This is a genomic window from Kurthia sp. FSL E2-0154, from assembly GCF_038003625.1.
Lineage (GTDB): Bacteria > Bacillota > Bacilli > Bacillales_A > Planococcaceae > Kurthia > Kurthia gibsonii.
Genome location: NZ_JBBOPO010000001.1, coordinates 2,018,998 through 2,045,547 on the forward strand (window position 1 = coordinate 2,018,998; position 26,550 = coordinate 2,045,547).

Below are 26,550 nucleotides of genomic sequence, written 5' to 3' on the forward strand. Positions count from 1 at the left end.
TATTATGTTTAAATTAAAAGAAAATGGAACGTCCGTTAAAACAGAGCTTGTTGCTGGTGTTACAACGTTTTTAACAATGGTTTATATTATTATCGTCAATCCGACAATTTTAAGTGCAGCAGGTGTACCGAGCCAACAAGTGTTCATGGCGACAATCATTGCCGCAGTATTCGGTACATTGTGGATGGCTCTAGTTGCCAATTATCCCATTGCGATTGCACCAGGTATGGGTTTAAACGCTTTCTTCACGTATTCAGTTGTTCAAGCATCAAATGGTGAATTGCATTATACAACTGCTTTTGCTTCTGTATTTATCGCCGGTATTTTATTCATTATTTTATCCTTAACACCTCTTCGCTCTAAATTAATTACAGCGATTCCGAATAATTTAAAATTAGCGATTACTGCTGGTATTGGTTTATTTATTTCGTTTTTAGGATTACGTATGGCGGGTGTCGTTGTAGATGACCCAACAAACTTAATTAAATTAGGTGATTTAACAAGTCCAAGTGTGCTATTAACACTTGGTGGTCTTATTATTACAGCGATTTTCATGGTACGTCGTGTACCAGGTGCTATTTTCATTGGGATGGTCATTACCGCCATCATCGCGTTCTTTACAGGGCAATTAAAAATTGATGAGCTTGTTACGATGCCTCATTTACCAGAAGGTATTATTGTGTGGAATCCAATTGATGCTTTAAAAGAAGTTATTGCACATAGTTTATACGGTGTTGTATTCTCATTCATCTTAGTAACACTATTCGATACAACAGGTACATTAGTTGGTGTAGCGCGCCAAGCTGGTTTAATGAAGGGTGAAACACTACCTCGCGCACGTAAGGCTTTACTTGGTGACTCATTCGGTACAACAATCGGAGCAATGTTTGGTACATCACCAACAACAGCTTATGTAGAATCATCTGCAGGTGTTGCGGCTGGTGGTCGAACAGGCTTAACTGCTTTAACAGTTGCCGTTCTATTTATTATTGCTTCATTCTTCTCACCTTTAGTTGCTTCGGTGTCAGGTGTTTCTGCCATTACATCACCTGTTCTAGTCATTGTCGGGACATTGATGATTGCATCTGTTCGTCACATTGAATGGGATACATTTGATGAGGCACTTCCTGCATTTTTAGTGATGCTTATTATGCCACTCACTTCAAGTATTTCAACTGGGATTGCCTTCGGATTTATCGCATATCCGATTCTAAAAATTGTCAAAGGTGAAGCGAAAAAAGTACATCCATTACTTTATCTATTCGCTATTCTATTTATTATTCAACTTGTCTTTATCTAAAATAATAAAAAGCCAAAATCACAACACACATACGATTTTGGCTTTTCTTATGTTCAGATGAATCAATATACCATCTTCTTATATTTAAGTATTATTTCGCTTCTTCTTTCTTCTCATCTTCATCATCATATTGTACGGGATCTTGTGTATAACCATCTCGTTTTAGCTCTTGTTCGTCGCGTAGTTTTTCCATCTGTTTTCCTAATTCTACAACGTCACTGAAGTTATTCGTCATATGTCCACTCGACACATTATCTTTACCTTTTTTCATCTTTACCACGCCCCTTTTTAAACCTTTACTATGTGTACCCTTTTAAAAGACTTTTCAAACCTATTTATGCTATGCTATTTGAAAAATGGAGGCGATTGGCTCATGCGTATTTTATGGGACTTTGATGGAACCATTATGGATACTTATCCTGCTTATACCGATATTTTATATGATATATTGAACGGAAATTTTACAAAAGAGGAAATCTATAGACAGCTAAAAGTTTCGCAATCACATGCGATGGACTATTTTCAATTAACCGATGAACAACGAAAAGAAATGATTAAAAAAAGTCGTGCGATTACGAATTACACACCATTCCCCTATGTTGAAAACGTTCTACAACAGGCTGAAGTAAATGTTATTATGACACATATGAACCGAGCTTCTGTTGAACGTATTTTACAAGAAACAGACTTAGCCAAATACTTCACAGAAATTGTCGCCGGTGATGATGGTTTTGCACGAAAGCCAGACCCTGCTGCTTATGTCTATTTACATGAACGCTATGAACTCGACTATGCGATTGGAGATCGTGAGCTCGACTTAATCCCTGCTAAAAAAGCTGGCTTTAAAACGATTATGTTCCAAAACGATTGTGACGTTGCTGATTATACCATTAATGACTATCATCATTTTTTCGATTTAATTCCTTAAATATCAAAAAGAAGAAATCGTACAATCACACGATTTCTTCTTTTTTTATTCTATACAATTGGTTTAAAGCTTTGTTGACGTAGCGCTTCGTAAATAATAATCGCTGCTGTATTTGATAAATTTAATGAGCGTACGTGGTCGCTTTGTGGAATTTGTAGGCACATATGTTGTTTGTCTTCAATTAATTCACGTGGAATACCTGTTGTCTCTTTTCCAAACATAAAGAAGATATCTTCTTCTGTATTCGAATAATCAAACTCTGTATAATTTTTCGTTCCGAATGTTTCGATAAAATAAATTGTCGCCTGTTGATGCTTTTCGAAAAATTCTTCTACATTATCGTAATATGTGATATTGACACTTGACCAATAATCCAGTCCTGCTCTTTTTAACATCTTATCATCTGTTGAAAAACCTAATGGACGAATCAAATGTAAGTGTGTATTAGTTCCAGCACATGTTCTTGCAATATTACCTGTATTTGCTGGGATTTCGGGTTGATATAGGACGATGTGTAACGTCATCTAAGGGCACTTCCTTCTATTTTGTAATAAATGATAGTCCTTTTTCTATTTCCTCAAGTACTTCTTTATCTTGTTCCTTTTGTAGCGCTTGTTCTAATATTGCTTTTGACGCTGGCGCATCAATTTTCCCAATCGCATAGGCTGCTGCACCACGAATAACAGGTCGTGTATCTTTTTGTAGCACTTCTGTTAGTGTCGGAATGGCTGATTCCTCTTTAAAATGTGCAAGTGCATAAATCGCATTTCGCTGTAATGGTTTCTTCCCTCGCCAAGAACCTGAAACATGACCAAAATCTTGTTTAAACTGCTTATTGGACATGGTTAATAATGGTTCAAGTAACGGTTTTGCAATTTCAGGATCTGGGAAGAACTCTTTATGAATTAAATTATGTTTGCGCTTATTTTTGGGACAAACAGTTTGGCATGTATCACAGCCATAAATCCGATTCCCTAAATGTGTTCGAAACTCATCTGGTAATATATCTTTTGTTTGTGTTAAAAAAGCAATACAGCGCTGAGCATTTAGTTGTCCTGCTTGTACAATCGCACCTGTTGGGCAAACATCTATACATAGGCGACAATCTAGACATTCATCTTCCATCGGCTTATCTGCTATAAACGGAATATCTGTAATAATCTCTCCTAAATAAACATAAGAACCGAACTCTGGCGTAATAATATTCGTATTTTTCCCACTCCAACCAATTCCCGCTCTTTCTGCAACAGCTCGGTCGGATAACTCACCTGTATCGACCATTGACTTCGTTCGTGCATATGGATGATGTGTATGGATAAATTCTTCAAGTAGCGCTAATTTCTCACGTAAGACGGTATGATAATCGACACCCCAAGAAGCACGACAAAAAATACCACGTCTCGCACCTTTCTTACCTTGTGGTGCATTCAACATCTTAGACGGATAAGCTAATGCAATCGCAATGATACTTTTTGCATCTTCTAATAACAAGGTCGGTTCCGTACGTAAAGTGACATCAGATTCTTCAAATCCAGACTGATAATTTAACTGTTGTTGCTGAATAAGACGTGCTTTTAAATCAATAAACGGTGTAGCAGATGCGAAACCAATTTTATCGATTCCAATGGACTGGGCATATTCTCTAACTTGTTGTTGAAACGATAAAACATTCATTTGGTTTCATTCCTTTCTATATGATACAATTGGAAAAAATGAACAGATAGGTGATGTTTTATGCACATTCAACTAAATAAACAATTAACCAATCAAATAACAGATTTTAAAATCGGCACTGTCCATTATACCAAAATTATCGTAGAAGAATCGCCCCAAATGATTAAAGGGCGTACACAATTATATCAAGAGAATCTATTTTTAGATTTGCAAGATACACCTGTCGTAGAACATAAAGCCATTCAAGAATGGCGACACATTTTTAAAACACTCGGTGCTGATCCAAGTCGCTACCGTCCATCTGCTGAAGCATTACTACGTCGCATTGCAAAACAACAATATTTACAACCCTTCCACTCTGCTGTCGACTTAAATAACTTCTTTTCACTACAATATGAGATTCCTGTAGGGATTTATGATACGCATGCTTTACAAGGTGCTATCGAAATGACTGTAGGAACAGAGAATAGTATGTATGAAGGATTAAATGGTCGTGATGTCAAGTTAGCTGGAATACCTATAAGCTGTGATGAACAAGGTCCATTCGGTAGTCCTTATGTCGATAGTAAGCGTAGTGCAGTGACCGAATCGACAACAGACGCACTTCAAATTTTCTATTTACCACCATCACTTTCTCATGAGTCATGTGAGCAGTTACTCGCTTCTGCTTCTAAGATGTTTACACAAATTCACGGAGGCGATGCAACATATGCCATTTTGAATAAAGAGCAATTACAGACGACCATTTAAAAAAGTTCGGGCACGATGTGTGTCCGAACTTTTTCTTTATTCTACACCTGGTAAAAAGGCTAATACTTTTTCATCTGCATCTAAAATAACATCTACGCCTAAAGGAATTCCAACATTTAAATTTTCATGTCCAAATTTAAAGCCACTCACAACAGGCTTATTGAAGTCTTTAAAGTAACTAGTAAATAGTGCATCTAAAAACGGTGAATCTTTATAATCACGTGGTTCTGCATGTGTAAAGCTACCGATGACTACACCCGCACAATGTTCGAACTTTCGTGCCATGCGTAATTGATTCAGCTTCGCATCAATCTGTGCTGGCTCTAATCCAGTATCTTCGATGAGTAACACTTTATTTGCTGTATCCACTTCAAATTTTGTTCCGAGTGTTTCACACAGTAATGTTAGATTACCGCCAACAATCGGCGCACGTACACGCCCTCTTGCGATTGTTTGAAGTGGTGAAATACGTTCATCATAGTAAATCTCTGCTGGATTAAATAACTGCTCAAACATTAAATACGTGCGTTCTGGGATATCCTCTCTACCTAAAGAGGAAAGTGTTGGGCCGTGGAATGTTACCAAGTTACTCAACTCACCAATCGCTGTGTGTAAAAATGTAATATCTGAAAAACCCCAGAAGATTTTTGGATTTTCTTCAAATAGCATATAATCTAGTTGATCTGCAATACGCGCAGAACCATATCCACCACTTGCACAGAAAATAGCACGAATAGACGGATCTTCTACCATACGCTGTAAGTCACGTACACGTAATTCATCACTACCAGCTAAATAATGTTCTTTCGCTGTAACACTCTCACCCATTACATATTGAAGCCCTAACCCTTCAATAAAATCGAGTGATTTTTTTAATTGCTGTTGATTTGGTGGACTAGCAGGAGCGACAATCCCTACTGTGTCACCTTTTTGTAAACGCATCGGTCTTTGTTTCATATGCCAAGCTCCTTTTTTTATACTCTCCTCTATTATAGAGTGATTTGAATCATAAGTGTACACACTTCAATCACTAAACCGCAAATGACACCTATACAAATCGCTTTTTTCTTCATCTGAACCTCCGAATTTTTTTCTTTCATTGTAAAAATCGAATATGTCAAACAGATGTCTGTTATAATAAGAACAAATATTCGTTTTTTTGAAAGGGAGATGACAATGGAGAAAACACGTTGTGCATGGGCAAATGTTTCCGAGCTTGATCAACAGTATCATGATGAAGAATGGGGTGTACCGATTACTAAAGATTCGGATTGGTTTGAAACACTTATTTTAGAAAGTATGCAAGCTGGGTTAAGTTGGGCAACCATTTTAAAAAAGCGTGAAACAATGCGCGAAGCATTCGATTATTTTGATTATGAAAAAATTGCACAATATGATGAAGCCAAAATTGAGCACTTACTACAAAACGAAGGAATTATTCGTCATCGTGGTAAATTAACAGCAATGGTTCACAATGCTACCTTATTCATGGATATTCAAAAAGAATTCGGAAGCTTTAATGAATTCATTTGGACTTACACAGGGGGTACACCAATTCAAAATCACTTCACACAATTATCTGAAGTGCCTGCGACTACAGAACTTTCTACACGCATTAGTAAAGATTTAAAAAAGCGTGGTTTTAAATTTTTAGGTCCGACAACGGTTTATGCTTTTATGCAAGCAAGCGGCCTTGTAAACGATCATGTAACAACTTGTTTTTGCTATAAAAAAGGTCTGCATAGTGCTTAAAAGCATGCAGACCTTTTTTATTTAATACGCATCAACGAAGTCAGAGAAGAATCCATGAACCCCCATTTGTTTATGTCTTTTCATCGTACTTCGATCATTCACAGTATACGTATAAGAAACAATTTTTTTCTTTTTCAACGTTTGTACTAAAGGGGTATTTACAAATGTTTTATCAATACTCACTGCCCGAATACCTCGTTCATCACAAAATTCGGCTAATGATTGATTTGTATAACTTTCACGCCCAATCACATAGAGTACATCTTTAAAACCATAGTTTTTTAATAGTTGATAGTCTTGTTTGTAGAACATTTGAGGAATAAGACGTTTTTTATCACGTGGCTTTAAGTTTTTAGTATAGACATTAATTTTTTTATACAGCGTTCGTACTGCTTGAGGTGACTTTGTTTTACCATCTAAAATAATATAAACATCATCATATTTCTTTAACAATTTAATAACTTGTTGAAAATCGATTGGTTTATATTTGTCTTTATAAAGTCGATTCTTAAAAGTTTCATATGTTTGGTCTTTTATATCTTTCCAATCATGTCGCGCTACTACTTTTCCATCACTTGTCATATTAATATCTAACTCAATGAGGCGATGACCTTTCTCATAACTATTTTGAAAAGCCTCAAGTGAATTCGTATATTTATCTCCCTCTATTCCACCACCTGCATGTGCAATGATGGTATTTTCAGTCCACTCATAGGACTGGGCAAATGTCATATAGCTCGTAATGACAGCAATTAAAAAAAGTGCAGGAACAAAGATTGCAATAAAACGTTTCATTGTACCCTCCTTTTTCTAAGACATCATATCTATCATACTATATGTAAACAGAAATAGAAAAAATTTTTAAATAAGAAAATAGATTAACTAAAAGTATTTCATATACCTTTTAAAATTCAAAGAGGTTGTGACAAACAGTTCATTTCCTCTTTTAGAGTTCGCAACGAAAAAATGGAACCGTGTCACAGCACGATTCCGTTTTTTTTTCTTATACTTCATCATCATATTCATATAATTTTACTTATTGCTACCTTCACTAACTACCTCAAAAGCAATCGCTTCTTTTGGTTTAATCATATATAAGATAAATCCAATGAGACACCATACACCTAAAATTAGCCATTCCATAGGCCATACAAGTGCTGAAGGCATGCCTGGTAAATAGAATGTAATGAATAAAATACTCAATGCAATCGCTGCCACTCCTGTAAACTTCCAATATTTAATGCGATATGGACGATGTAATTCTGGTTCTACTTTTCGTAACTTCATAAACGCAAAAGATACTAATAAGTAACCTACGATAATACCCACTCCACCAGCATCTACAATCCATACAAGTGCCGGTCGACCTAAGAAAGGCGCAACTGCTGCTAAAATACCCAAGAAGATAATCGCATTTGTCGGTGTTTTGTATTTCGGGTGCATATAGGCAAACCATTTTGGAATCATATGATGTTCTGCCATCGCATATAAAATACGACTCCCTCCGATAATGAAGGCATTCCAACTTGTAATAATTCCTGCAATACCACCAATCACTAGGACATATCCCCAAACAGGACTACCAAATAGTGCAACCATTGCGTCTGCTGTTGCTAATTGACTTGTTAAAAGTTGTTCGTCTGGTAATGCTGCTGCTACACCAAAGACAACGAATAAATAGAAACATACCGCACTGACAATTGATACAATAATAATACGACCAATTGTTTTACCAGGTGCTTTAATTTCTGCTGCTACTTGTGGAATAACATCAAACCCTACAAATAAGAATGGAATCATAACAAGTACAGATAGTGTACCTCCGAATCCATCTGTAAACATCGGATCTAAATTTTTCATATCACCATTCGCAAAAGCCCCATATACCATAAGAGCTGCTACTAATACAATCGCAACTGTAAAAACATTTTGGAAAATAGCTGCTGGTTTAATTCCAAAGAAGTTTAGTGCTGTTAGTGCGACTGCACCTACAGAACCGATTAAAGCCCATGTAAGATACACTTCCCAACCACCTAATGTCCAAAGACTTACTTTATGTTCAACAGGCATTACGTAATCAATAACCGTTGGTAATGCAACTGCTTCAAATGTTACAACAGATACATAACCAAAAAGTACACCCCATGCTGCTACAAATGCACTCTTTTTACCAAATGCACGCTTAACGAATACTAATCCGCCACCTGTTTTAGGAATCGCTGCCGAAAGCTCCGCATACGTTAAACCGATAAAGATTACAAGTAATCCTCCTAATATAAATGCAATAATTGTTCCTAAAAAGCCTGCTCCTGTAATCCATTCTCCTGATAAAACAACCCATCCCCAACCAAGCATGGCGCCTAGTGATAGGAAAAGTACATCAACCTTTGACATCGACTTTGTAAATTCTTTGTTATTCTGATTCCCCATGTTATTTCCCCCTTCACGCTGTAGACTCTCGTTGCTTTCAAGCTTAAAAGCATGCTACACATTTTCAAAAAAAGCTAATACAACCCCATATATTCTGTATTAACTTATATAAATTCCCCTTTATTCCTTTCTTTATAGTGCTTACATAGATTATGAAGAATACCACTTTAAAATAAAAGAACCATCTTTTTCTTTTTTTTGGAACCAGTTCATTAGCACAGTATTTACTTATATTTAAAAGACAGATACATACATTTTCATAATTTTTACAATTCAACTAGAATACATAAACAGAACAAAAAAAATCGACCTAATCAGTCGATTTTAATTTTTCACAATATGAAATTAAAAATTCCGCAAAATCAATTACTTGATTCATTGTTTCTACAGAAACGACTACTAACTCATTTTTCCTTATACGGATAGCTAGTTGAATAACTGGATGCCATTGTTTCGGTAAATGCTGTAATCCATATATACCAGCATCATATTTTGAAGTCACCCCCACCTCCTTTAACGTATAAAATTGACGAAGTAACCCTAATACAATCCATTCAATTTCTTCTTTTATCTCTTCATCAGAAATAGATAAATCTAATTGAACTTCTTGCTTCAATCTTTCGACATAAGGTTTCCAATACTGCTGCATATTCTGAAATACATAGTGTCGAAGTTGAGAACCTGTAGTCGTTGGAAAAGGAGGATCTTGATAATTTTGATGTAAAGTCCACCAAGTAACCAGATTAAAGTTAAAGTAATCACCATAATCTAGTATTCCTTCATTATAGTAAAAATAAGTATTTAAAAATGGGGATTGGGATGATAGATCTGCTTTAGCTATATATACACAATCCATTGGTATGTTTTCTTGTTGTTCAAATTGCAAATGGAGTTGATTCAATATTTCTTTCTGGTCTAATGTTAGTTCTGGATTCGTTACAATAATACAATCGATATCACTTTTGTTTAATTCATATGTGTTTAAGCCAATAGAGCCATGTATAAAGAGCTCTAACTGATAATCAGGTAATAACTTATGGCTTAACGACATATAAGTATCTATAGCCTTCTTGACCGTTTCAGGAATAAACAATAGATTACCACCTTTCCAATTGAATTAACTTTAGTGTAAAAGAATAATAAAAAAAAGACTACTAGAATCTAGTAGTCTTTTATAGGATACCGGTGGTCGGGGTCGAACCGACACTCCAAAAGGAACACGATTTTGAGTCGTGCGCGTCTGCCAATTCCGCCACACCGGCATAATAATATGTAAAGTTTTAGAAATAAAAAAAATGGAGGCGGCAACCGGATTTGAACCGGTGATAAAGGTGTTGCAGACCTGTGCCTTACCACTTGGCTATGCCGCCATCTCATTATGAAATAAATTATGGAGCGGAAGACGAGGTTCGAACTCGCGACCCCCACCTTGGCAAGGTGGTGTTCTACCACTGAACTACTTCCGCAAAAATGGCTGGGGTACCTGGATTCGAACCAGGGCATGACGGAATCAAAATCCGTTGCCTTACCGCTTGGCTATACCCCAATAATGGGGCGACTGATGGGAATCGAACCCACGAGTGCCGGAACCACAATCCGGTGTGTTAACCACTTCACCACAGTCGCCATATTTAGATGTTTCTATATAAAAAAATGGGGCGACTGATGGGGATCGAACCCACGAATGCCGGAACCACAATCCGGTGTGTTAACCACTTCACCACAATCGCCATATTTATATGTTTGAAACTTTTATTTTATATTGGCAGGGGCAGTAGGAATCGAACCCACACCAAAGGTTTTGGAGACCTCTATTCTACCGTTGAACTATGCCCCTAAATAAAAAAATTAAAATAAATGGTGGAGGGGGGCAGATTCGAACTGCCGAACCCGAAGGAGCGGATTTACAGTCCGCCGCGTTTAGCCACTTCGCTACCCCTCCAAAGAGATATGCCGGCGAAAGGAGTCGAACCCTCGACCTACTGATTACAAGTCAATTGCTCTACCAACTGAGCTACACCGGCAAATGGTGGGTTTGGACGGAATCGAACCGCCGACACTTAGAGCTTCAATCTAATGCTCTACCAACTGAGCTACAAACCCACATGATTATTTATTTTAAAATGGCGGTCCGGACGGGACTCGAACCCGCGACCTCCTGCGTGACAGGCAGGCATTCTAACCAGCTGAACTACCGGACCATTTTTTAATTGGTTGCGGGGACAGGATTTGAACCTGCGACCTTCGGGTTATGAGCCCGACGAGCTACCGAACTGCTCCACCCCGCGATAATATTATATAAGAATTAATGGTGGAGGATGACGGGATCGAACCGCCGACCCCCTGCTTGTAAGGCAGGTGCTCTCCCAGCTGAGCTAATCCTCCATTTTATAAGTGGTGACCCCTACGGGATTCGAACCCGTGTTACCGCCGTGAAAGGGCGGTGTCTTAACCGCTTGACCAAGGGGCCACTGTATATTTCCGTTCATTGTGAGCGATCATGGCGGAGAGTAAGGGATTTGAACCCTTGAGACAGATGTTATCCGCCTACACGATTTCCAATCGTGCTCCTTCGGCCGCTCGGACAACTCTCCGAGAAAAAATGGCTCCGCTGACAGGACTCGAACCTGTGACCCTCTGATTAACAGTCAGATGCTACTACCAACTGAGCTACAGCGGAATGATATGATTTTTTTAACAGCCCGGCAGCGTCCTACTCTCACAGGGGGAAACCCCCAACTACCATCGGCGCTAAAGAGCTTGACTTCCGTGTTCGGCATGGGAACGGGTATGACCTCTTTGCTATCGCCACCAGACTATTTTCTTAAGATTTCTCTTAAGGACAAGAATTATTATATCAGTTTAACGAGTGAATGTCAATCGTTTTTCTAAAATAATTTTTATTCTTTCAAAACTGGATAAACGGTTCATTGAAACACAATTATTTTGGTTAAGTCCTCGATCGATTAGTATTCGTCAGCTCCATATGTCACCATACTTCCACCTCGAACCTATCTACCTTGTCGTCTTCAAGGGATCTTACTTACTTGCGTAATGGGAAATCTCATCTTGAGGGGGGCTTCATGCTTAGATGCTTTCAGCACTTATCCCGTCCATACATAGCTACCCAGCGATGCCTTTGGCAAGACAACTGGTACACCAGTGGTATGTCCATCCCGGTCCTCTCGTACTAAGGACAGCTCCTCTCAAATTTCCTACGCCCACGACGGATAGGGACCGAACTGTCTCACGACGTTCTGAACCCAGCTCGCGTACCGCTTTAATGGGCGAACAGCCCAACCCTTGGGACCGACTACAGCCCCAGGATGCGATGAGCCGACATCGAGGTGCCAAACCTCCCCGTCGATGTGGACTCTTGGGGGAGATAAGCCTGTTATCCCCGGGGTAGCTTTTATCCGTTGAGCGATGGCCCTTCCATGCGGAACCACCGGATCACTAAGCCCGTCTTTCGACCCTGCTCGACTTGTAGGTCTCGCAGTCAAGCTCCCTTGTGCCTTTACACTCTGCGAATGATTTCCAACCATTCTGAGGGAACCTTTGGGCGCCTCCGTTACCTTTTAGGAGGCGACCGCCCCAGTCAAACTGTCCACCTGACACTGTCTCCTACCCCGATCAGGGGTAAGGGTTAGAAGTTCAATACATTTAGGGTAGTATCCCAACAACGCCTCCTCCGAAGCTGGCGCTCCGGTCTCTCTGGCTCCTACCTATCCTGTACAAAATGTACCAAAATTCAATATCAAGTTACAGTAAAGCTCCACGGGGTCTTTCCGTCCTGTCGCGGGTAACCTGCATCTTCACAGGTACTATAATTTCACCGAGTCTCTCGTTGAGACAGTGCCCAGATCGTTACGCCTTTCGTGCGGGTCGGAACTTACCCGACAAGGAATTTCGCTACCTTAGGACCGTTATAGTTACGGCCGCCGTTTACTGGGGCTTCAATTCTCAGCTTCGCTTGCGCTAACCAATCCTCTTAACCTTCCAGCACCGGGCAGGCGTCAGCCCCTATACGTCATCTTACGATTTTGCAGAGACCTGTGTTTTTGCTAAACAGTCGCCTGGGCCTATTCACTGCGGCTCTCTCGGGCTTGCACCCTACTAGAGCACCCCTTCTCCCGAAGTTACGGGGTCATTTTGCCGAGTTCCTTAACGAGAGTTCTCTCGCTCACCTTAGGATTCTCTCCTCGACTACCTGTGTCGGTTTGCGGTACGGGCACCTATCTACCTCGCTAGAGGCTTTTCTTGGCAGTGTGAAATCAGGAACTTCGTCATAATTGACTCGCCATCACAGCTCAATGTTACAGGAAGCGGATTTGCCTACTTCCACACCTTACTGCTTGGACGTGCATAACCAACAGCACGCTTACCCTATCCTACTGCGTCCCCCCATCACTCAAATGGTAGATTGGTGGTACAGGAATATCAACCTGTTATCCATCGCCTACGCCTATCGGCCTCGGCTTAGGTCCCGACTAACCCTGAGCGGACGAGCCTTCCTCAGGAAACCTTAGTCATTCGGTGGACAGGATTCTCACCTGTCTTTCGCTACTCATACCGGCATTCTCACTTCTAAGCGCTCCACCAGTCCTTACGATCTGACTTCACAGCACTTAGAACGCTCTCCTACCACGGACATCTAAGATGTCCATCCACAGCTTCGGTGAATCGTTTAGCCCCGATACATTTTCGGCGCAGCGTCACTCGACCAGTGAGCTATTACGCACTCTTTAAATGGTGGCTGCTTCTAAGCCAACATCCTGGTTGTCTAAGCAACGTCACATCCTTTTCCACTTAACGATTACTTTGGGACCTTAGCTGGTGGTCTGGGCTGTTTCCCTTTTGACTACGGATCTTATCACTCGCAGTCTGACTCCCGTGTATAAATCATTGGCATTCGGAGTTTGTCTGAATTCGGTAATCCGGGATGGACCCCTAGTCCAAACAGTGCTCTACCTCCAAGATTCTTAAACACGAGGCTAGCCCTAAAGCTATTTCGGAGAGAACCAGCTATCTCCAGGTTCGATTGGAATTTCTCCGCTACCCACACCTCATCCCCGCACTTTTCAACGTACGTGGGTTCGGTCCTCCAGTAAGTGTTACCTTACCTTCAACCTGGACATGGGTAGATCACCTGGTTTCGGGTCTACAACCACATACTCATTCGCCCTATTCAGACTCGCTTTCGCTACGGCTCCGTCTTTTCAACTTAACCTTGCATGTAATCGTAACTCGCCGGTTCATTCTACAAAAGGCACGCTATCACCCATTAACGGGCTCTAACTACTTGTAGGCACATGGTTTCAGGATCTCTTTCACTCCCCTCCCGGGGTGCTTTTCACCTTTCCCTCACGGTACTGGTTCACTATCGGTCACTAGAGAGTATTTAGCCTTGGGAGATGGTCCTCCCAGATTCCGACGGAATTTCACGTGTTCCGCCGTACTCAGGATCCACTCTGGAGGGAATGAACTTTCAACTACGGGACTGTTACCCTCTATGGTAGGCCTTTCCAAGCCGCTTCATTTAACTCATTCCTTTGTAACTCCGTGTAGAGTGTCCTACAACCCCAAGAAGCAAGCTTCTTGGTTTGGGCTCTTCCCGTTTCGCTCGCCGCTACTAAGGGAATCGAATTTTCTTTCTCTTCCTTCAGGTACTTAGATGTTTCAGTTCCCTGAGTCTGCCATCAAAACGCTATGAATTCACGTTAGGATACTGTTCGATTAAAAACAGTGGGTTCCCCCATTCGGAAATCTCCGGATCAAAGCTTACTTACAGCTCCCCGAAGCATATCGGTGTTAGTGCCGTCCTTCATCGGCTTCTAGTGCCAAGGCATCCGCCATGCGCCCTTAATAACTTAACCTAATTGATTCCAATCTGCTGCGTAATACTTTGTCAGCTACACTTGTTCGAATGCTCATGTACGTATGTACACTCCGCTTCTCACTGCGTTTGCTTTCGCGTCTTACTTGCATCTTGAAATAATTTTCACATAAGTCATTAAGCCTAAAAAATTAAAACTTAATAATTCAAAATCTATAAAAGAAATTTGTGTTTGTGTTACTTTCAATGTCGTTTTATCCAGTTTTCAAAGAACAAGTTTTACTCTGCGACAAGTAATCGCAAGAGCAAGGTTTGAAGATCATTTGCATGAGCCTTCAAAACTAAACAGCAAGTAAGATAATCTGTATAAGACCCAAGGTCTTTTCCGTTATATTCCTTAGAAAGGAGGTGATCCAGCCGCACCTTCCGATACGGCTACCTTGTTACGACTTCACCCCAATCATCTATCCCACCTTAGGCGGCTGGCTCCTTACGGTTACCCCACCGACTTCGGGTGTTACAAACTCTCGTGGTGTGACGGGCGGTGTGTACAAGGCCCGGGAACGTATTCACCGCGGCATGCTGATCCGCGATTACTAGCGATTCCGGCTTCATGCAGGCGAGTTGCAGCCTACAATCCGAACTGAGAACGATTTTATGAGATTAGCTTACCCTCGCGAGTTTGCGACTCTTTGTATCGTCCATTGTAGCACGTGTGTAGCCCAGGTCATAAGGGGCATGATGATTTGACGTCATCCCCACCTTCCTCCGGTTTGTCACCGGCAGTCTCCTTAGAGTGCCCAACTAAATGATGGCAACTAAGAATAAGGGTTGCGCTCGTTGCGGGACTTAACCCAACATCTCACGACACGAGCTGACGACAACCATGCACCACCTGTCACCAATGTCCCCGAAGGGAAAATCCTATCTCTAGGACGGTCATTGGGATGTCAAGACCTGGTAAGGTTCTTCGCGTTGCTTCGAATTAAACCACATGCTCCACCGCTTGTGCGGGCCCCCGTCAATTCCTTTGAGTTTCAACCTTGCGGTCGTACTCCCCAGGCGGAGTGCTTAATGCGTTAGCTGCAGCACTAAGGGGCGGAAACCCCCTAACACTTAGCACTCATCGTTTACGGCGTGGACTACCAGGGTATCTAATCCTGTTTGCTCCCCACGCTTTCGCGCCTCAGTGTCAGTTACAGACCAGACAGTCGCCTTCGCCACTGGTGTTCCTCCAAATCTCTACGCATTTCACCGCTACACTTGGAATTCCACTATCCTCTTCTGCACTCAAGTTCCCCAGTTTCCAATGACCCTCCACGGTTGAGCCGTGGGCTTTCACATCAGACTTAAGAAACCACCTGCGCGCGCTTTACGCCCAATAAATCCGGACAACGCTTGCCACCTACGTATTACCGCGGCTGCTGGCACGTAGTTAGCCGTGGCTTTCTAATAAGGTACCGTCAAGGTACGTTCATTTCCTAACGTACTTGTTCTTCCCTTACAACAGAGTTTTACGATCCGAAAACCTTCATCACTCACGCGGCGTTGCTCCATCAGACTTTCGTCCATTGTGGAAGATTCCCTACTGCTGCCTCCCGTAGGAGTTTGGGCCGTGTCTCAGTCCCAATGTGGCCGATCACCCTCTCAGGTCGGCTATGCATCGTTGCCTTGGTAGGCCGTTACCCCACCAACTAGCTAATGCACCGCGGGCCCATCCTACAGTGACGCCGAAGCGCCTTTCAACTTCAAAACATGTGATTCGAAGGATTATTCGGTATTAGCCCAGGTTTCCCTGAGTTATCCCAATCTGTAGGGCAGGTTGCCCACGTGTTACTCACCCGTCCGCCGCTAAATCAGAGAAGCAAGCTTCTCGTCATTCGCTCGACTTGCATGTATTAGGCACGCCGCCAGCGTTCGTCCTGAGCCAGGATCAAACTCTCCATAAAAGTAGTTTGAAAGCTCATTTGCTTTGCTAGCGTTATCTTTTGATAACAATTGCTTATTCACTTAATGTGATAAGACTTGTTTGTGATTATCTTCTTGCTTGTTTAGTTTTCAAAGTTCATGTTATTGCGTCGTTTCTTAGCGACTTCAATATCTTATCATCTTATCGATTTGTTTGTCAACAACTTTTTTGAAAAAGTTTTTCCGACTTACCAATCAATGTTGATGTGTTATTTTGTTGTCATGTCTTACTGACATTTAATATAATACAATAACTTCTTATTCGAAGTCAACACTTTTTATAATTTTTTTTAAAAACTTTATTCAACCTTATATAAACGATGTTTTACATCATTCGACTTCGTCGGTAAAAGTTCTATCTTAATATAACCTTTATCAATTAAGTATTCAACAAATACCTCTAAGTTAATCGAGTAATTTTTCAATTCTTCATGCTCATGTAATTCTTGAATCGTCCATACATCTTTTTGTTTCATTACTTCAACAATATGACGACCGCTCTCAACAACCTTCTGATCTATAAAACTTTCTATATAAACAATTACTTCTAAAATCTTTTGATCAATAGGTCGTGGTTTTTCAATAAAGCCTTCATATAAATCATAAATTTCATTATTATATGTTTTTACTTGTTCCCACACTTTTAACTCTGGATAAACACCTACTTCAATAATAGAAAGTCTTGCTACATGATGTAGACATTCCATCATTTGAAAGAAAGCATCTACATAATCACGTTGTTCAAAACTCACACGACCTTCTTGAAATCTTCTAAGTAGCTTTGAAAATTCAATACCAAGTTTTACATGTCGACCGTATCGTGGATTATTTCGCATCTCTTGTCGCAGTGAATAAATTGTTTCATTACGATCAAATACAACACGACCGTCCATAATCCAATTGATGATTTTTTTATTCGTGCCTAATAATAACCATTTACGCAATTGTTTGTTTGTCACAATATGCATAGCTGCATGATGTTCTTCATATGTATAGTGCTTTGTAAAAACAGGTAGTTCTGCTTCTGCTACTAATATAAGAAGAATCGCATCTATATTATCTGTTTCGGGACTTAAATCATCAATCTTTTCAACTAAGATAGCACCTAATGTGTTTGGATCACTTGCTCGCTCTTGATAAATTGGACGTAAAATATGTTCCACTTGAATTCCCCCTGCTTCTACTCATTAGAAAATCATGTTCGAAAACGCACAAAATGAAATCCAGACACATGCATAGATTCATCTCTATCTTTAATCATATTAAAACGAAGGTCACTCGGCAAGAGTTAACAATAAAAAAAGGAATTGCGTTATGCAACTCCCTTTTGTTTTTACTGCGACTGCTCTTCTTGACATTCAGGACATACACCATAAATCTCTAAACGGTGTGAATTAATTTTAAAACCTGTTACGTGTGAAGCGAAATGTTCAATTTCGTCAAGCCCAGGATAATGGAAGTCTACAATCTTACCACATGACTGACAAATCGTATGATAATGTTTACTTGTAACAAAATCAAAACGGCTTGCATTATCGCCATATGTTAATTCTTGTACTAATCCGGATTCTTTAAATACACGTAAATTATTATAAACAGTGGCTACACTCATATTCGGAAATTTCGACTCTAATGATTTATAAATCTCATCAGCTGTTGGATGTGACATCGCTTCAATCAAATATTCTAAAATCGCATGACGCTGCGGTGTTATCCTAACGCCTGTTTTCTTGAGCGTGTCTAGCGCAGTTTCTAATTGCATTTCAGACATCGCCATGCACCTTCCTTCATAAGTATTCTTTAATTATAATTGTTATAATTAGTTTATCTAATATTAGTGGTTACTGTCAACTTCTTATACTCAAAATTAAAATACCACGCAGCTATTCTCAAATAGACACGTGGTATTGAAAATTAGTAACCGTTTTTTAAATTTACTTGGTTCGTAATTTGATCATGATTATCCTTACGATAGTGACGATAGTTTTCTTTAAAAATATCGAAACTTCTTTCAAGATAACGAGAAGACTGACTTGAGACATGTGGCGACACAGTTAGATTCTCTAAGTCGTATAGTCGTGAGTCTGATGGTAAAGGTTCTTGTTCAAATACATCACACACTGCATAGGCAATCTCTTTTTGTTGTAGTGCTTCTATCAAGACTTCTGTCGCTACTAAATCGCCTCGTCCAAAATTCAAAAATAATGTGTCGGGGTTCATCGCTTTAAAATGATCTGCTGTTAATAAATATTTTGTTTCTTTTGTACTTGGCAAAACAGACAAAATAATCTCAGCTCGAGGTAATGTGTCTAATAATTGATTGAAAGCAATCATTTCATCCATATAATCTGCCTGTTTACCTGAACGATTACAACCAATTGTGTGTACACCGAAAGCTTGAAGTAAACGCCCTATCTCACTACCAATTGCACCCGGTCCTAAAATAAGAGCTGTTGCACCATTTAACTCTTTGGAAGGCATTTTTCTTTTCCAATTATGTGCGCGTTGTTCAGCATAAATTGCTGGTAATGAACGATAGTAAGATAGAATATGTGCTAAAACTGATTCTGTCATCGGCTTTTTATGAATACCTCTTACATTCGATACGATAACCTCTGTTTCGTCCAATTCTGCAAGCGGCATTTTCTCAATTCCAGCAGAAGCAACAAAAATCCATTTTAGTTTTTTCATGGACTTCATATGCTCAGGCGTTAAATCTTCTCCATATGTCACAAGAATTTCTGCTTTTTCTAACTGAGTGTTATCCACTTTCGTATCATAAACGATTTGTTCTTCTGGCATGAACTGTTCTAAATCCTTTTTTAAATCTGGTCGTGGATCAAATGTGAAATAAATCATTCATTCTCACCTCTTAAAACTGCTGCTACTTTCGCAACATGATCTTTGACCCGAACATTACGCCACTCTTCTTGAACAATACCTTCTTTATTAATTAAAAACGTCGAGCGTACAATCCCCATGTATTCTTTACCAAAATTCTTTTTCAGTTGCCATACACCATAGGCTTCTGCTACTTTAACATCTGTATCAACTAATAAAGAGAATGGTAAGTTATGTTTTGCGATGAATTTTTCATGTCGTTCAGCTGGATCTGGACTTACACCAAGAATGACAGCATCTAAATCTGAAAAATCTTCGTAAGCCGCAGCAAAATCACAAGCTTCTGTTGTACAACCTGGTGTCATATCTTTTGGATAGAAGTATAAAATTACATTCTTTTTACCTAAGAAACTTTCTAGGGCTACTTGTTCCCCTTTTTCATTTGGTAATGTAAATAAAGGTGCTTTTTTATTTTTCAATGATTCCATCTAAATCCCTCCATGAATTGAATTATTTCTATTGTAACAATATATTTGGTAAATATCGTGAATTTTGTATACAATGAAAAAATAGTTGACCGTTTCTCCAATATGATATAAAGTTACGACGATAAAGAATGAAAGAGAGGTTACCCACTTTCACATGAAATTAGGTGCCCGGATATTAAAAACAGGTGTAGCAATTGTTTTCGCACTTTACTTAGCGAGCTGGTTTGAACTACCTGCTCCTATCTTCGCAGGAGTCGCGGCAATCTTTGCTTTACAACCTTCCATCTATCGGTCTTACAAAACCATTATTGAACAAGTTCAAGGGAATCTAATCGGCGCTGTTATCGCCGTTATTTTCGGTCTTACATTTGGTCATTCCTATGTAGTCGTTGGATTTGCTGTTGTGGTGACACTCATCATTATGATGAAGTTCAAATTAGAAGGGAGCATCTCACTTGCTCTCGTAACGATTATTGTGATTATGGAATTTCAAGAAGGCTCTTTCATCGAGTTCGCGATGTGGCGATTTGTCACAGTCATGACCGGTGTACTTGCAGCATTCATCATCAACTTAATTTTCTTACCGCCTAAATACGAAGAAAGATTATTCACATCGATTAAGTATTTACAAACAGATATTATTAAGTGGATTCGTCTCGCTGTTCGTCAAGCATCTGAACATACATCAACAAAACAATCTTTACGTCGACTTCGCAAACAGTTCGAACGTGTAAATAATTTGTACAAATTATTTAAAGAAGAACGTGGTTATACAAAAAAAGCACGAAATATGAAACACCGTAAACTTGTCGTCTATCGTCAAATGTTAATTACGATGACGAAAAGTATCGAGGTATTAAATCGTCTTCACCTGCATGAAAATGAATTATCGCATCTTCCTGAAAAGTTCCATATTATGATTCAAGAACGTCTTGATTTCTTACTAACATATCACGAGCAACTATTGCTGAAATATACTGGTAAGTTAAAAGCAGAACATACAACATGGATTGGCGAAGAAGAATTTTTACAACGAAATGAAGTTATGGATATTTTCGCGCAACATATTGTACATGAACATGCGAGTGAAAGTGAAGAAGAGTTCTCAAGTTACCACTTGTTACACATTCTCTCACGCATTTTAGATTATGAAGAGAACTTAGAACATCTGAACACACTGATCACTTCGTTCATTCAACACCATGCATCTGAATCGTTCAAAGAAGAAAATGAAGAAGTTATTTAAAAAAACCGAAATCGCGCCTTATGATGCGATTTCGGTTTTTCTATTTCAATCTAATACTTGTACTTGGAATAAATCGTGATATGCTCCACCTGCTTGCATAAGCTGTTGGTGCGTTCCATGTTCTTTTACTTCACCATAATCGATGAGCATAATTTGATTGGCATGCGTAATTGTCGATAAACGATGCGCAACAATTAATGTTGTACGATTATGCGCTAAACGATCTAATGATTCTTGAATAAGTGCTTCGCTCTCTAAATCAAGCGCTGAAGTCGCTTCATCTAAAATTAAAATCGGTGGATTTTTTAAAAATACACGTGCAATAGCAACACGCTGTTTTTGACCGCCAGATAATTTCACGCCACGTTCCCCAACTAATGTGTCATAACCATCTGGGAATGACATAATAAAATCATGTGCATTCGCTGCTTTCGCTGCTGCATAGACTTCTTCATCTGTCGCCTGTGGATTCCCCATCAAAATATTTTCTTTAATTGAGTCACTAAATAATACATTATCTTGTTGAACAATCCCAATATTTCGGCGTAAAGATTCAATCGTTAAATCACGTATATCTTGACCATCTATTTTAATCGATCCGCCTGTCACATCATAAAAACGTGGAATCAAACTAATGATTGTTGATTTTCCACCACCACTCATACCAACAAATGCAGCTGTTTGTCCTGGTTCAATCGTAAAGTTCAAATGATTTAAGACATTTCGACCGTCATCGTTATATCGGAATACGACATCATCAAACGTTACTTTACCTGCTACTTGTTGTAATTCTTTCGCATTTTCACGATTTGTAATATCGTACTTTTCATCCATTAATTCAAACATACGGTCCATTGAAGCAACAGATTGCGTTAAAGTAGTTGAAGAATTAACAAGTCGTCGAAGTGGATTATATAAACTATCAATATAGCCGATGAATGCTGCTAGTACACCAAGTGTTAAACTACCATGAATCACTTGATAACCTGCATAACCAATTACGGCTACTGGCGCCATACCTGTAACTGTATTAACAACCATGAATGTTTTCGCATTCCAACGAGTTTGGTCTAAAGCTTTTTCTAAAAAATTGCCATTTGCTTTCTTAAAAATACCTTGTTCATGTTGTTCCAGTGTAAAACTCTTAATGACACTCATTCCTTGAACACGTTCATGTAGATAACTTTGAACACCTGCTAAAGCTTTTGAACGTTCACGCGTTAACGTACGCAATTTTGTAAAGAAGAACTTTACGCTAATAACATAGAATGGCAAAGCGATTAACGTTACAAGTGTTAATTTGAAATCCATGTATAACATGATACCAATCGCAATAACAACTGTCACAAGGTCAATCCAGACATTCATTAATCCCGTCACAATAAATTCCTTTGTCTGTTCTACATCATTAATGGTACGAGAGATAACATCTCCTACACGATTATTCGCATAGAATTTCTGACCTAATTTCTGCAAATGTCCATACATATTGCTTCGAATATCATAAAGCACACGGTTACTAATACGCTGTGCAAAATATTGACGGTAATATTCGATTGGTGGACGAACAATAAAGAATAAAAATGCCATGAAAATTATCCACATGAATAATTTTTTTGTCTTTTCATCCGGTGGTAAACCATCATTACTAATAACATCATCAATGATGACTTTAATTAATAATGGTATGGCTAAGGGAATCATGAATTTGATTACACCGAGGATAAAAGCAAATACGATATCCCATTTATACGGTTTTACAAATTTCATGTACCGTTTCATACTATCCATTTGGATCACGTCCTTTAAATTTCACACGACTTATTTTGTCGCAAAATTCATTATAAGTTTTATTTCGTAAATAGAAAAGGTTTAAAATTTTCCAGTCGAAATAAAAAAACGTTCTCAGAAACCAAATGGATTTCTAAGACCGTTCTCTCTTCTACGAGACTATGCGTTTTGTTCTTGTCCTTACTACTCTTCTTGCTGTTTAATCTGCTTATAAAATTCATAGCGATTCGTCCAAGCTTCAATAAAGTCTGGTGCAAAAGGTCCCCTTCTTTGTTGAATCCAGTTAATTAATTTGTTCACATTTGCTTTTAAAATACTATCGATAACTGGTGGATAATTCATCTCTTGTTTATGCTGTTCATACTCATCTTCATCTAATAATGTGTATGACATATCGGGAAAAATTTTCACATCCAAATCATAATCAATGTATTTAATCGCATTGTTATCAAATACGAATGGCGAACTCATATTGCAGTAATAATAGACACCATCTTCACGCAACATACAAATAATATTAAACCACAGCTCTGTATGGAAATAAGTGATGGAAGGTTCACGCGTCAACCATGTTCTTCCATCTGACTCTGTCACCAATGTGCGCTCGTTTGCACCGATTAAAATCTTCGGTGTACTTTTGAGGACCATTGTTTCCTGCCATACACGATGAATTTGACCGTTATGCTTGTAGCTATGAATTTGTACAATGTCCCCTTCTGCTGGAATTGTCATTTTTAGCCCACCTTTGTGAAACGTAGTCATTTAAAGAACTTCTTTGTAACATTATATCAATGTAGACATTAAACGTGTAGCAAAAAAGTCATGTTCCACTAAAAACTTCAAACCCCTTCTTTTTCCAACATTTTAATTAAAGCTTTTTTGTATGCATGCGATACGATTGTAAAATTTTTTGCATCGGTACAGGTAATGGTAGATGTTCGATTTCATCTAATGTGAACCACTTACCCGACTTCAATTCACCCTTAACATAGAAAGCTTTTAGATGCCAAACGATGTGTGAGAAGATATGTTTTAGTTCAACTAATTCTTCCTGACCATGTAATTCAATTTTATGTTCTTTTGCGTACTGTGCAATCTCTGAATAATCTGTGGTTTTTTCGACCATTGGGAATTGCCACATATTTGCTAGGAGCCCTGTAGCAGGTCTTTGTTCCATACAAATCTGTCCGGCTTCATTTTCAATAACATACACATCATAATGCAATTTTTTCACTTTTGTTTTTTTCACTTTTACAGGTAACTCTGCTGTTCTTCCTTCTGCAAACGCGCCACAATAATCACGCACAGGGCAAAGTAGGCATTTCGGAGAAGTAGGCGTACAAACTAATGCCCCTAATTCCATTAATCCCTGATTAAAATCAGATGGATGATCTGGATCAATTAAATCCATTACAGCTTTTTCAAATACTTTTCTTGTTTTCGGTAACGCAATATCATCTTCAATTAATAACACACGACTTAATACACGCATCACATTCCCATCAACAGCATGTTCAGGCACACCGTACGCGATACTTAAAACGGCACCTGCCGTATAAGGCCCGACACCTTTTAATTTCGAGATTTCATCACGTGTATTCGGTACAATTGATCCATAAGATTCAACGACTTCACGTACACCTGCTTGTAAATTACGCGCACGTGAATAATATCCTAATCCTTCCCACTGCTTTAATAAGAAGGATTCTTCCGCTTCAGCTAGTACTTCTGGAGTTGGGAACTTTTCTAAAAAATTTTCGTAATAAGGAATGACGGTGTCTACACGCGTTTGTTGTAACATCACCTCTGAAACCCATATTTTATAAGGGTCCTTTGTTTTTCGCCAAGGTAAATCTCGCTTTTCACGTTGGAACCATTCGACTAAAAATTGTTGAAACTCTTTTTTGTATTGATATGACACAGGGGGCCTCCTTGAATTAAAATAAAGATAAATCGGGTATAGCAACTTTAAAAGGCGATTCGTATTGTAAGGAGTTGAAAAAATGGATACTGGGACTCACTTAGTTATGGGCATTACGATTAGTGGCCTGACATTTGCAGATCCAACCGTTGCAGCAAGTACTGCAACAGCGACAGCCGTTATTGCTGGCGTCATGTTAGGATCACAAGCGCCTGATATTGATACGGTATTAAAGCTTCGCAATAATGCCGTCTACATTCGTCATCATCGAGGTATTACACACTCGATTCCGGCAGTCTTTATTTGGCCTACATTAATCACACTTGTCCTATTACTGTTACTACCAGATGCCAATGTACTTCATCTCTGGTTATGGACTTTTTTTGCAGTCGCCTTACACGTATTTGTAGATATTTTCAATGCTTATGGTACTCAAGCTTTGCGGCCATTCACAAAAAAATGGATTGCGCTTGGGATTATTAATACGTTTGATCCGATTATTTTTGGATTGAATGTAATTGCCATTATGATTTGGGCATTCGGTGCTGATCCTGTCATCACGATGTCGATTTTATATGGCACACTCGTCATTTACTATATCATAAGAACTTGGCTACATCATGCTGTAAAGCAAGCTGTGCAAAATACCATTCCAGATGTAAAAGACATCTATTTATCGCCTACACGTTACTTCTTCCAATATCGTGTAGCAGCGAATTCCGATACACATCATTATGTTGCAAGAGCCTATGGACGTTCAATTACTTTGCTCGACAAATTTAAGATCGAGCCACTACCCGAAGAAGAACTTTTCGAAGTTGCTATTCAAGATGAAAATTTAAGAAGTTTTCTATCCTTTTCACCCATCTATCGTTTTGAAATTCGTAAAATCAAAAATAATTTAACCGAAGTGCGGCTAATCGATTTACGCTACCGTAGTAATAATCGCTATCCATTCGTTGCGGTAGCACAAGTAGATGAACATTTAAAAGTCGTTAATTCTTATACGGGCTGGATTTTCTCAGAAGAAAAATTACGTTCGAAATTAGGTTAAAACTAAAAAAGCACAATGTAGATTAAATCTCATTGTGCTTTTTAACTATATAGAAAGAGGTGTTTTCAATCGACTTACTTCTTTTAGCAAAAGAACGTTTCCCTTTATTTGCTTTATTCCTTTTTTTATTTTTATTATTGTTGATTACACTCATTATTATTTTAAAAAATCAAAAGAAACTGTCCAAAGTGTTTGTCATTTGGACGGTCATCGTACTAAGTTTCTGTATCATCTTACTTTCCGTTCTTACACTTCTACTACTTTCTTTCGGTTATAACATATAAAAAGTGAGATGGCGTATCGAATACGCTATCTCACTTTTTTAATTTAATAAATCTTTGTATTTTGGATTACGCGCTACAAATTCATGTAGTGTCGAACCGTAACTTTCAATCCACTGACGTACCATTTTCTCTGTCATTTCTTCGCCCTTATATGAATAACCTGCTCGCGCATAAGTTGATTCAAAATCAGACCATAATAACTCAATCCATGTACGTGCCTTTTCTTCACTTAAATTCTCATTCGATTGTTGCAGTAGCTCTGCCAACTCTTGAATTTTTGTTTTCAA

Annotated in this window: 21 protein-coding genes, 16 tRNA genes and 3 rRNA genes; 6 read left to right on the forward strand and 34 right to left on the reverse strand. The window is 39.0% G+C overall.

All coding sequences use genetic code 11. The annotated features are described in order from the left end of the window. The first annotated feature begins 4 nt into the window (after positions 1 to 4). Positions 5 to 1,300 carry an NCS2 family permease gene (locus MHB75_RS09910; RefSeq protein WP_340997462.1) on the forward strand — a complete coding sequence of 432 codons (1,296 nt, stop codon included), beginning with the start codon at positions 5 to 7 and terminating at the stop codon, positions 1,298 to 1,300. Positions 1,301 to 1,391: 91 nt separating this feature from the next. On the opposite strand, the gene MHB75_RS09915 is transcribed toward MHB75_RS09910, so the two are convergent. Beyond that, positions 1,392 to 1,571 (reverse strand): hypothetical protein, encoded by a 180-nt coding sequence (locus MHB75_RS09915; protein WP_141272813.1) that lies wholly within the window; start codon positions 1,569 to 1,571, stop codon positions 1,392 to 1,394. A gap of 102 nt (positions 1,572 to 1,673) precedes the next feature. Here MHB75_RS09915 and MHB75_RS09920 point away from each other — a divergent pair, with 102 nt between their 5' ends. Further along, entirely contained in the window at positions 1,674 to 2,228 is a 555-nt protein-coding gene (locus MHB75_RS09920) for an HAD-IA family hydrolase (protein ID WP_340997465.1), read from the forward strand. A gap of 50 nt (positions 2,229 to 2,278) precedes the next feature. Here the strand turns inward: MHB75_RS09920 and trmL are convergent, their stop codons facing one another. Further along, positions 2,279 to 2,752: a tRNA (uridine(34)/cytosine(34)/5-carboxymethylaminomethyluridine(34)-2'-O)-methyltransferase TrmL gene (gene trmL, locus MHB75_RS09925; RefSeq protein WP_340997467.1), complete on the reverse strand. Its 474-nt coding sequence runs from the start codon at positions 2,750 to 2,752 to the stop codon at positions 2,279 to 2,281. Between the two features lie 16 nt (positions 2,753 to 2,768). Further along, positions 2,769 to 3,902, reverse strand: coding sequence for a tRNA epoxyqueuosine(34) reductase QueG (gene queG / locus MHB75_RS09930; RefSeq protein WP_340997468.1), 1,134 nt, complete (start codon positions 3,900 to 3,902; stop codon positions 2,769 to 2,771). Between the two features lie 60 nt (positions 3,903 to 3,962). Between queG and MHB75_RS09935 the strand changes: the two genes are divergently transcribed. Next, positions 3,963 to 4,652: a B3/B4 domain-containing protein gene (locus tag MHB75_RS09935; RefSeq protein ID WP_340997469.1), complete on the forward strand. Its 690-nt coding sequence runs from the start codon at positions 3,963 to 3,965 to the stop codon at positions 4,650 to 4,652. A 36-nt stretch (positions 4,653 to 4,688) separates the two neighbouring features. Here the strand turns inward: MHB75_RS09935 and MHB75_RS09940 are convergent, their stop codons facing one another. Then, positions 4,689 to 5,609, reverse strand: coding sequence for a S66 peptidase family protein (locus MHB75_RS09940; RefSeq protein WP_340997471.1), 921 nt, complete (start codon positions 5,607 to 5,609; stop codon positions 4,689 to 4,691). Between the two features lie 219 nt (positions 5,610 to 5,828). Between MHB75_RS09940 and MHB75_RS09945 the strand changes: the two genes are divergently transcribed. Further along, a complete protein-coding gene (locus MHB75_RS09945; RefSeq protein WP_340997472.1) occupies positions 5,829 to 6,404 on the forward strand; it encodes a DNA-3-methyladenine glycosylase I in 576 nt (191 codons plus the stop codon). Between the two features lie 21 nt (positions 6,405 to 6,425). Here MHB75_RS09945 and MHB75_RS09950 read toward each other — a convergent pair whose 3' ends face one another. The 26 genes from MHB75_RS09950 to bcp form a co-directional block, all read right to left on the reverse strand. Further along, positions 6,426 to 7,199: a glycerophosphodiester phosphodiesterase family protein gene (locus MHB75_RS09950; RefSeq protein WP_340997473.1), complete on the reverse strand. Its 774-nt coding sequence runs from the start codon at positions 7,197 to 7,199 to the stop codon at positions 6,426 to 6,428. A gap of 237 nt (positions 7,200 to 7,436) precedes the next feature. Continuing rightward, positions 7,437 to 8,834, reverse strand: coding sequence for an APC family permease (locus MHB75_RS09955; protein WP_340997474.1), 1,398 nt, complete (start codon positions 8,832 to 8,834; stop codon positions 7,437 to 7,439). A gap of 310 nt (positions 8,835 to 9,144) precedes the next feature. Beyond that, entirely contained in the window at positions 9,145 to 9,927 is a 783-nt protein-coding gene (locus MHB75_RS09960) for an aminoglycoside adenylyltransferase domain-containing protein (protein ID WP_340997476.1), read from the reverse strand. A gap of 87 nt (positions 9,928 to 10,014) precedes the next feature. Next, positions 10,015 to 10,096: transfer RNA gene (locus MHB75_RS09965), tRNA-Leu, on the reverse strand. Between the two features lie 34 nt (positions 10,097 to 10,130). Next, positions 10,131 to 10,204, reverse strand: a tRNA-Cys gene (locus MHB75_RS09970). 21 nt (positions 10,205 to 10,225) lie between these two features. Then, positions 10,226 to 10,300, reverse strand: a tRNA-Gly gene (locus MHB75_RS09975). Between the two features lie 5 nt (positions 10,301 to 10,305). Beyond that, positions 10,306 to 10,380 (reverse strand) — tRNA-Gln (locus tag MHB75_RS09980). A gap of 4 nt (positions 10,381 to 10,384) precedes the next feature. Beyond that, positions 10,385 to 10,460, reverse strand: a tRNA-His gene (locus tag MHB75_RS09985). Between the two features lie 28 nt (positions 10,461 to 10,488). Then, a tRNA-His gene (locus MHB75_RS09990) sits at positions 10,489 to 10,564 on the reverse strand. A gap of 33 nt (positions 10,565 to 10,597) precedes the next feature. Beyond that, positions 10,598 to 10,671, reverse strand: a tRNA-Trp gene (locus tag MHB75_RS09995). A 21-nt stretch (positions 10,672 to 10,692) separates the two neighbouring features. Then, positions 10,693 to 10,776: transfer RNA gene (locus tag MHB75_RS10000), tRNA-Tyr, on the reverse strand. A gap of 9 nt (positions 10,777 to 10,785) precedes the next feature. Continuing rightward, positions 10,786 to 10,858: transfer RNA gene (locus MHB75_RS10005), tRNA-Thr, on the reverse strand. 3 nt (positions 10,859 to 10,861) lie between these two features. After that, positions 10,862 to 10,937, reverse strand: a tRNA-Phe gene (locus MHB75_RS10010). 21 nt (positions 10,938 to 10,958) lie between these two features. Further along, positions 10,959 to 11,035 (reverse strand) — tRNA-Asp (locus tag MHB75_RS10015). Positions 11,036 to 11,045: 10 nt separating this feature from the next. Beyond that, positions 11,046 to 11,122: transfer RNA gene (locus MHB75_RS10020), tRNA-Met, on the reverse strand. A gap of 21 nt (positions 11,123 to 11,143) precedes the next feature. Further along, positions 11,144 to 11,219: transfer RNA gene (locus MHB75_RS10025), tRNA-Val, on the reverse strand. Between the two features lie 10 nt (positions 11,220 to 11,229). Further along, positions 11,230 to 11,304, reverse strand: a tRNA-Glu gene (locus MHB75_RS10030). A gap of 31 nt (positions 11,305 to 11,335) precedes the next feature. After that, positions 11,336 to 11,428 (reverse strand) — tRNA-Ser (locus MHB75_RS10035). A gap of 9 nt (positions 11,429 to 11,437) precedes the next feature. Continuing rightward, positions 11,438 to 11,514, reverse strand: a tRNA-Asn gene (locus MHB75_RS10040). Between the two features lie 20 nt (positions 11,515 to 11,534). Then, positions 11,535 to 11,650, reverse strand: a 5S ribosomal RNA gene (gene rrf, locus MHB75_RS10045). A gap of 130 nt (positions 11,651 to 11,780) precedes the next feature. After that, positions 11,781 to 14,710 (reverse strand): 23S ribosomal RNA (locus MHB75_RS10050). Positions 14,711 to 15,071: 361 nt separating this feature from the next. Further along, positions 15,072 to 16,619: ribosomal RNA gene (locus MHB75_RS10055) — 16S ribosomal RNA — on the reverse strand. The 16S, 23S and 5S rRNA genes sit together here with 16 tRNA genes alongside, the layout of an rRNA operon. A 318-nt stretch (positions 16,620 to 16,937) precedes the next feature. Continuing rightward, entirely contained in the window at positions 16,938 to 17,801 is an 864-nt protein-coding gene (locus tag MHB75_RS10060) for a nucleotidyltransferase-like protein (protein WP_340997477.1), read from the reverse strand. Positions 17,802 to 17,971: 170 nt separating this feature from the next. Next, entirely contained in the window at positions 17,972 to 18,415 is a 444-nt protein-coding gene (gene perR, locus MHB75_RS10065; RefSeq protein WP_068450958.1) for a peroxide-responsive transcriptional repressor PerR, read from the reverse strand. A 137-nt stretch (positions 18,416 to 18,552) separates the two neighbouring features. Then, on the reverse strand, positions 18,553 to 19,497 hold the full coding sequence (locus MHB75_RS10070) for an NAD(P)-dependent oxidoreductase (RefSeq protein WP_340997479.1): 945 nt from the start codon (positions 19,495 to 19,497) through the stop codon (positions 18,553 to 18,555). Then, on the reverse strand, positions 19,494 to 19,967 hold the full coding sequence (bcp, locus tag MHB75_RS10075) for a thioredoxin-dependent thiol peroxidase (RefSeq protein ID WP_340997480.1): 474 nt from the start codon (positions 19,965 to 19,967) through the stop codon (positions 19,494 to 19,496). The genes MHB75_RS10070 and bcp overlap by 4 nt, the downstream gene beginning before the upstream one ends. 154 nt (positions 19,968 to 20,121) lie before the next feature. On the opposite strand from bcp, the gene MHB75_RS10080 reads away from it, so the two are divergent. Then, the gene (locus tag MHB75_RS10080) at positions 20,122 to 21,213 is read left to right on the forward strand and encodes an FUSC family protein (RefSeq protein WP_340997482.1); all 1,092 of its coding nucleotides are present in this window, start codon (positions 20,122 to 20,124) and stop codon (positions 21,211 to 21,213) included. Between the two features lie 45 nt (positions 21,214 to 21,258). Here the strand turns inward: MHB75_RS10080 and MHB75_RS10085 are convergent, their stop codons facing one another. From MHB75_RS10085 to mutY, 3 genes are all read right to left on the reverse strand, one after another. Further along, on the reverse strand, positions 21,259 to 23,004 hold the full coding sequence (locus tag MHB75_RS10085) for an ABC transporter ATP-binding protein (RefSeq protein ID WP_340997484.1): 1,746 nt from the start codon (positions 23,002 to 23,004) through the stop codon (positions 21,259 to 21,261). Positions 23,005 to 23,187: 183 nt separating this feature from the next. Beyond that, positions 23,188 to 23,736 carry a nucleoside tri-diphosphate phosphatase gene (gene ntdP / locus MHB75_RS10090; protein ID WP_141274900.1) on the reverse strand — a complete coding sequence of 183 codons (549 nt, stop codon included), beginning with the start codon at positions 23,734 to 23,736 and terminating at the stop codon, positions 23,188 to 23,190. 136 nt (positions 23,737 to 23,872) lie between these two features. Continuing rightward, on the reverse strand, positions 23,873 to 24,925 hold the full coding sequence (gene mutY, locus MHB75_RS10095) for an A/G-specific adenine glycosylase (protein WP_340997485.1): 1,053 nt from the start codon (positions 24,923 to 24,925) through the stop codon (positions 23,873 to 23,875). Positions 24,926 to 25,007: 82 nt separating this feature from the next. Between mutY and MHB75_RS10100 the strand changes: the two genes are divergently transcribed. After that, a complete protein-coding gene (locus MHB75_RS10100; RefSeq protein WP_068450936.1) occupies positions 25,008 to 25,979 on the forward strand; it encodes a metal-dependent hydrolase in 972 nt (323 codons plus the stop codon). Between the two features lie 322 nt (positions 25,980 to 26,301). Here MHB75_RS10100 and MHB75_RS10105 read toward each other — a convergent pair whose 3' ends face one another. Beyond that, entirely contained in the window at positions 26,302 to 26,550 is a 249-nt protein-coding gene (locus MHB75_RS10105) for a YfhJ family protein (RefSeq protein ID WP_068450934.1), read from the reverse strand.

Bases quoted from the DNA above. Each gene is read 5' to 3' on its own strand.
- MHB75_RS09940 (WP_340997471.1), bottom strand. From the start codon at position 5,609: ATGAAACAAAGACCGATGCGTTTACAAAAAGGTGACACAGTAGGGATT.
- MHB75_RS10080 (WP_340997482.1), top strand. From the start codon at position 20,122: ATGAAATTAGGTGCCCGGATATTAAAAACAGGTGTAGCAATTGTTTTC.
- MHB75_RS09920 (WP_340997465.1), top strand. From the start codon at position 1,674: ATGCGTATTTTATGGGACTTTGATGGAACCATTATGGATACTTATCCT.
- trmL (WP_340997467.1), bottom strand. From the start codon at position 2,752: ATGACGTTACACATCGTCCTATATCAACCCGAAATCCCAGCAAATACA.
- MHB75_RS09935 (WP_340997469.1), top strand. From the start codon at position 3,963: ATGCACATTCAACTAAATAAACAATTAACCAATCAAATAACAGATTTT.
- MHB75_RS09950 (WP_340997473.1), bottom strand. From the start codon at position 7,199: ATGAAACGTTTTATTGCAATCTTTGTTCCTGCACTTTTTTTAATTGCT.
- MHB75_RS09955 (WP_340997474.1), bottom strand. From the start codon at position 8,834: ATGGGGAATCAGAATAACAAAGAATTTACAAAGTCGATGTCAAAGGTT.
- MHB75_RS09945 (WP_340997472.1), top strand. From the start codon at position 5,829: ATGGAGAAAACACGTTGTGCATGGGCAAATGTTTCCGAGCTTGATCAA.
- perR (WP_068450958.1), bottom strand. From the start codon at position 18,415: ATGGCGATGTCTGAAATGCAATTAGAAACTGCGCTAGACACGCTCAAG.
- MHB75_RS09915 (WP_141272813.1), bottom strand. From the start codon at position 1,571: ATGAAAAAAGGTAAAGATAATGTGTCGAGTGGACATATGACGAATAAC.
- MHB75_RS10100 (WP_068450936.1), top strand. From the start codon at position 25,008: ATGGATACTGGGACTCACTTAGTTATGGGCATTACGATTAGTGGCCTG.
- MHB75_RS10085 (WP_340997484.1), bottom strand. From the start codon at position 23,004: ATGGATAGTATGAAACGGTACATGAAATTTGTAAAACCGTATAAATGG.
- MHB75_RS10070 (WP_340997479.1), bottom strand. From the start codon at position 19,497: ATGATTTATTTCACATTTGATCCACGACCAGATTTAAAAAAGGATTTA.
- bcp (WP_340997480.1), bottom strand. From the start codon at position 19,967: ATGGAATCATTGAAAAATAAAAAAGCACCTTTATTTACATTACCAAAT.
- queG (WP_340997468.1), bottom strand. From the start codon at position 3,902: ATGAATGTTTTATCGTTTCAACAACAAGTTAGAGAATATGCCCAGTCC.
- ntdP (WP_141274900.1), bottom strand. From the start codon at position 23,736: ATGACAATTCCAGCAGAAGGGGACATTGTACAAATTCATAGCTACAAG.
- MHB75_RS09910 (WP_340997462.1), top strand. From the start codon at position 5: ATGTTTAAATTAAAAGAAAATGGAACGTCCGTTAAAACAGAGCTTGTT.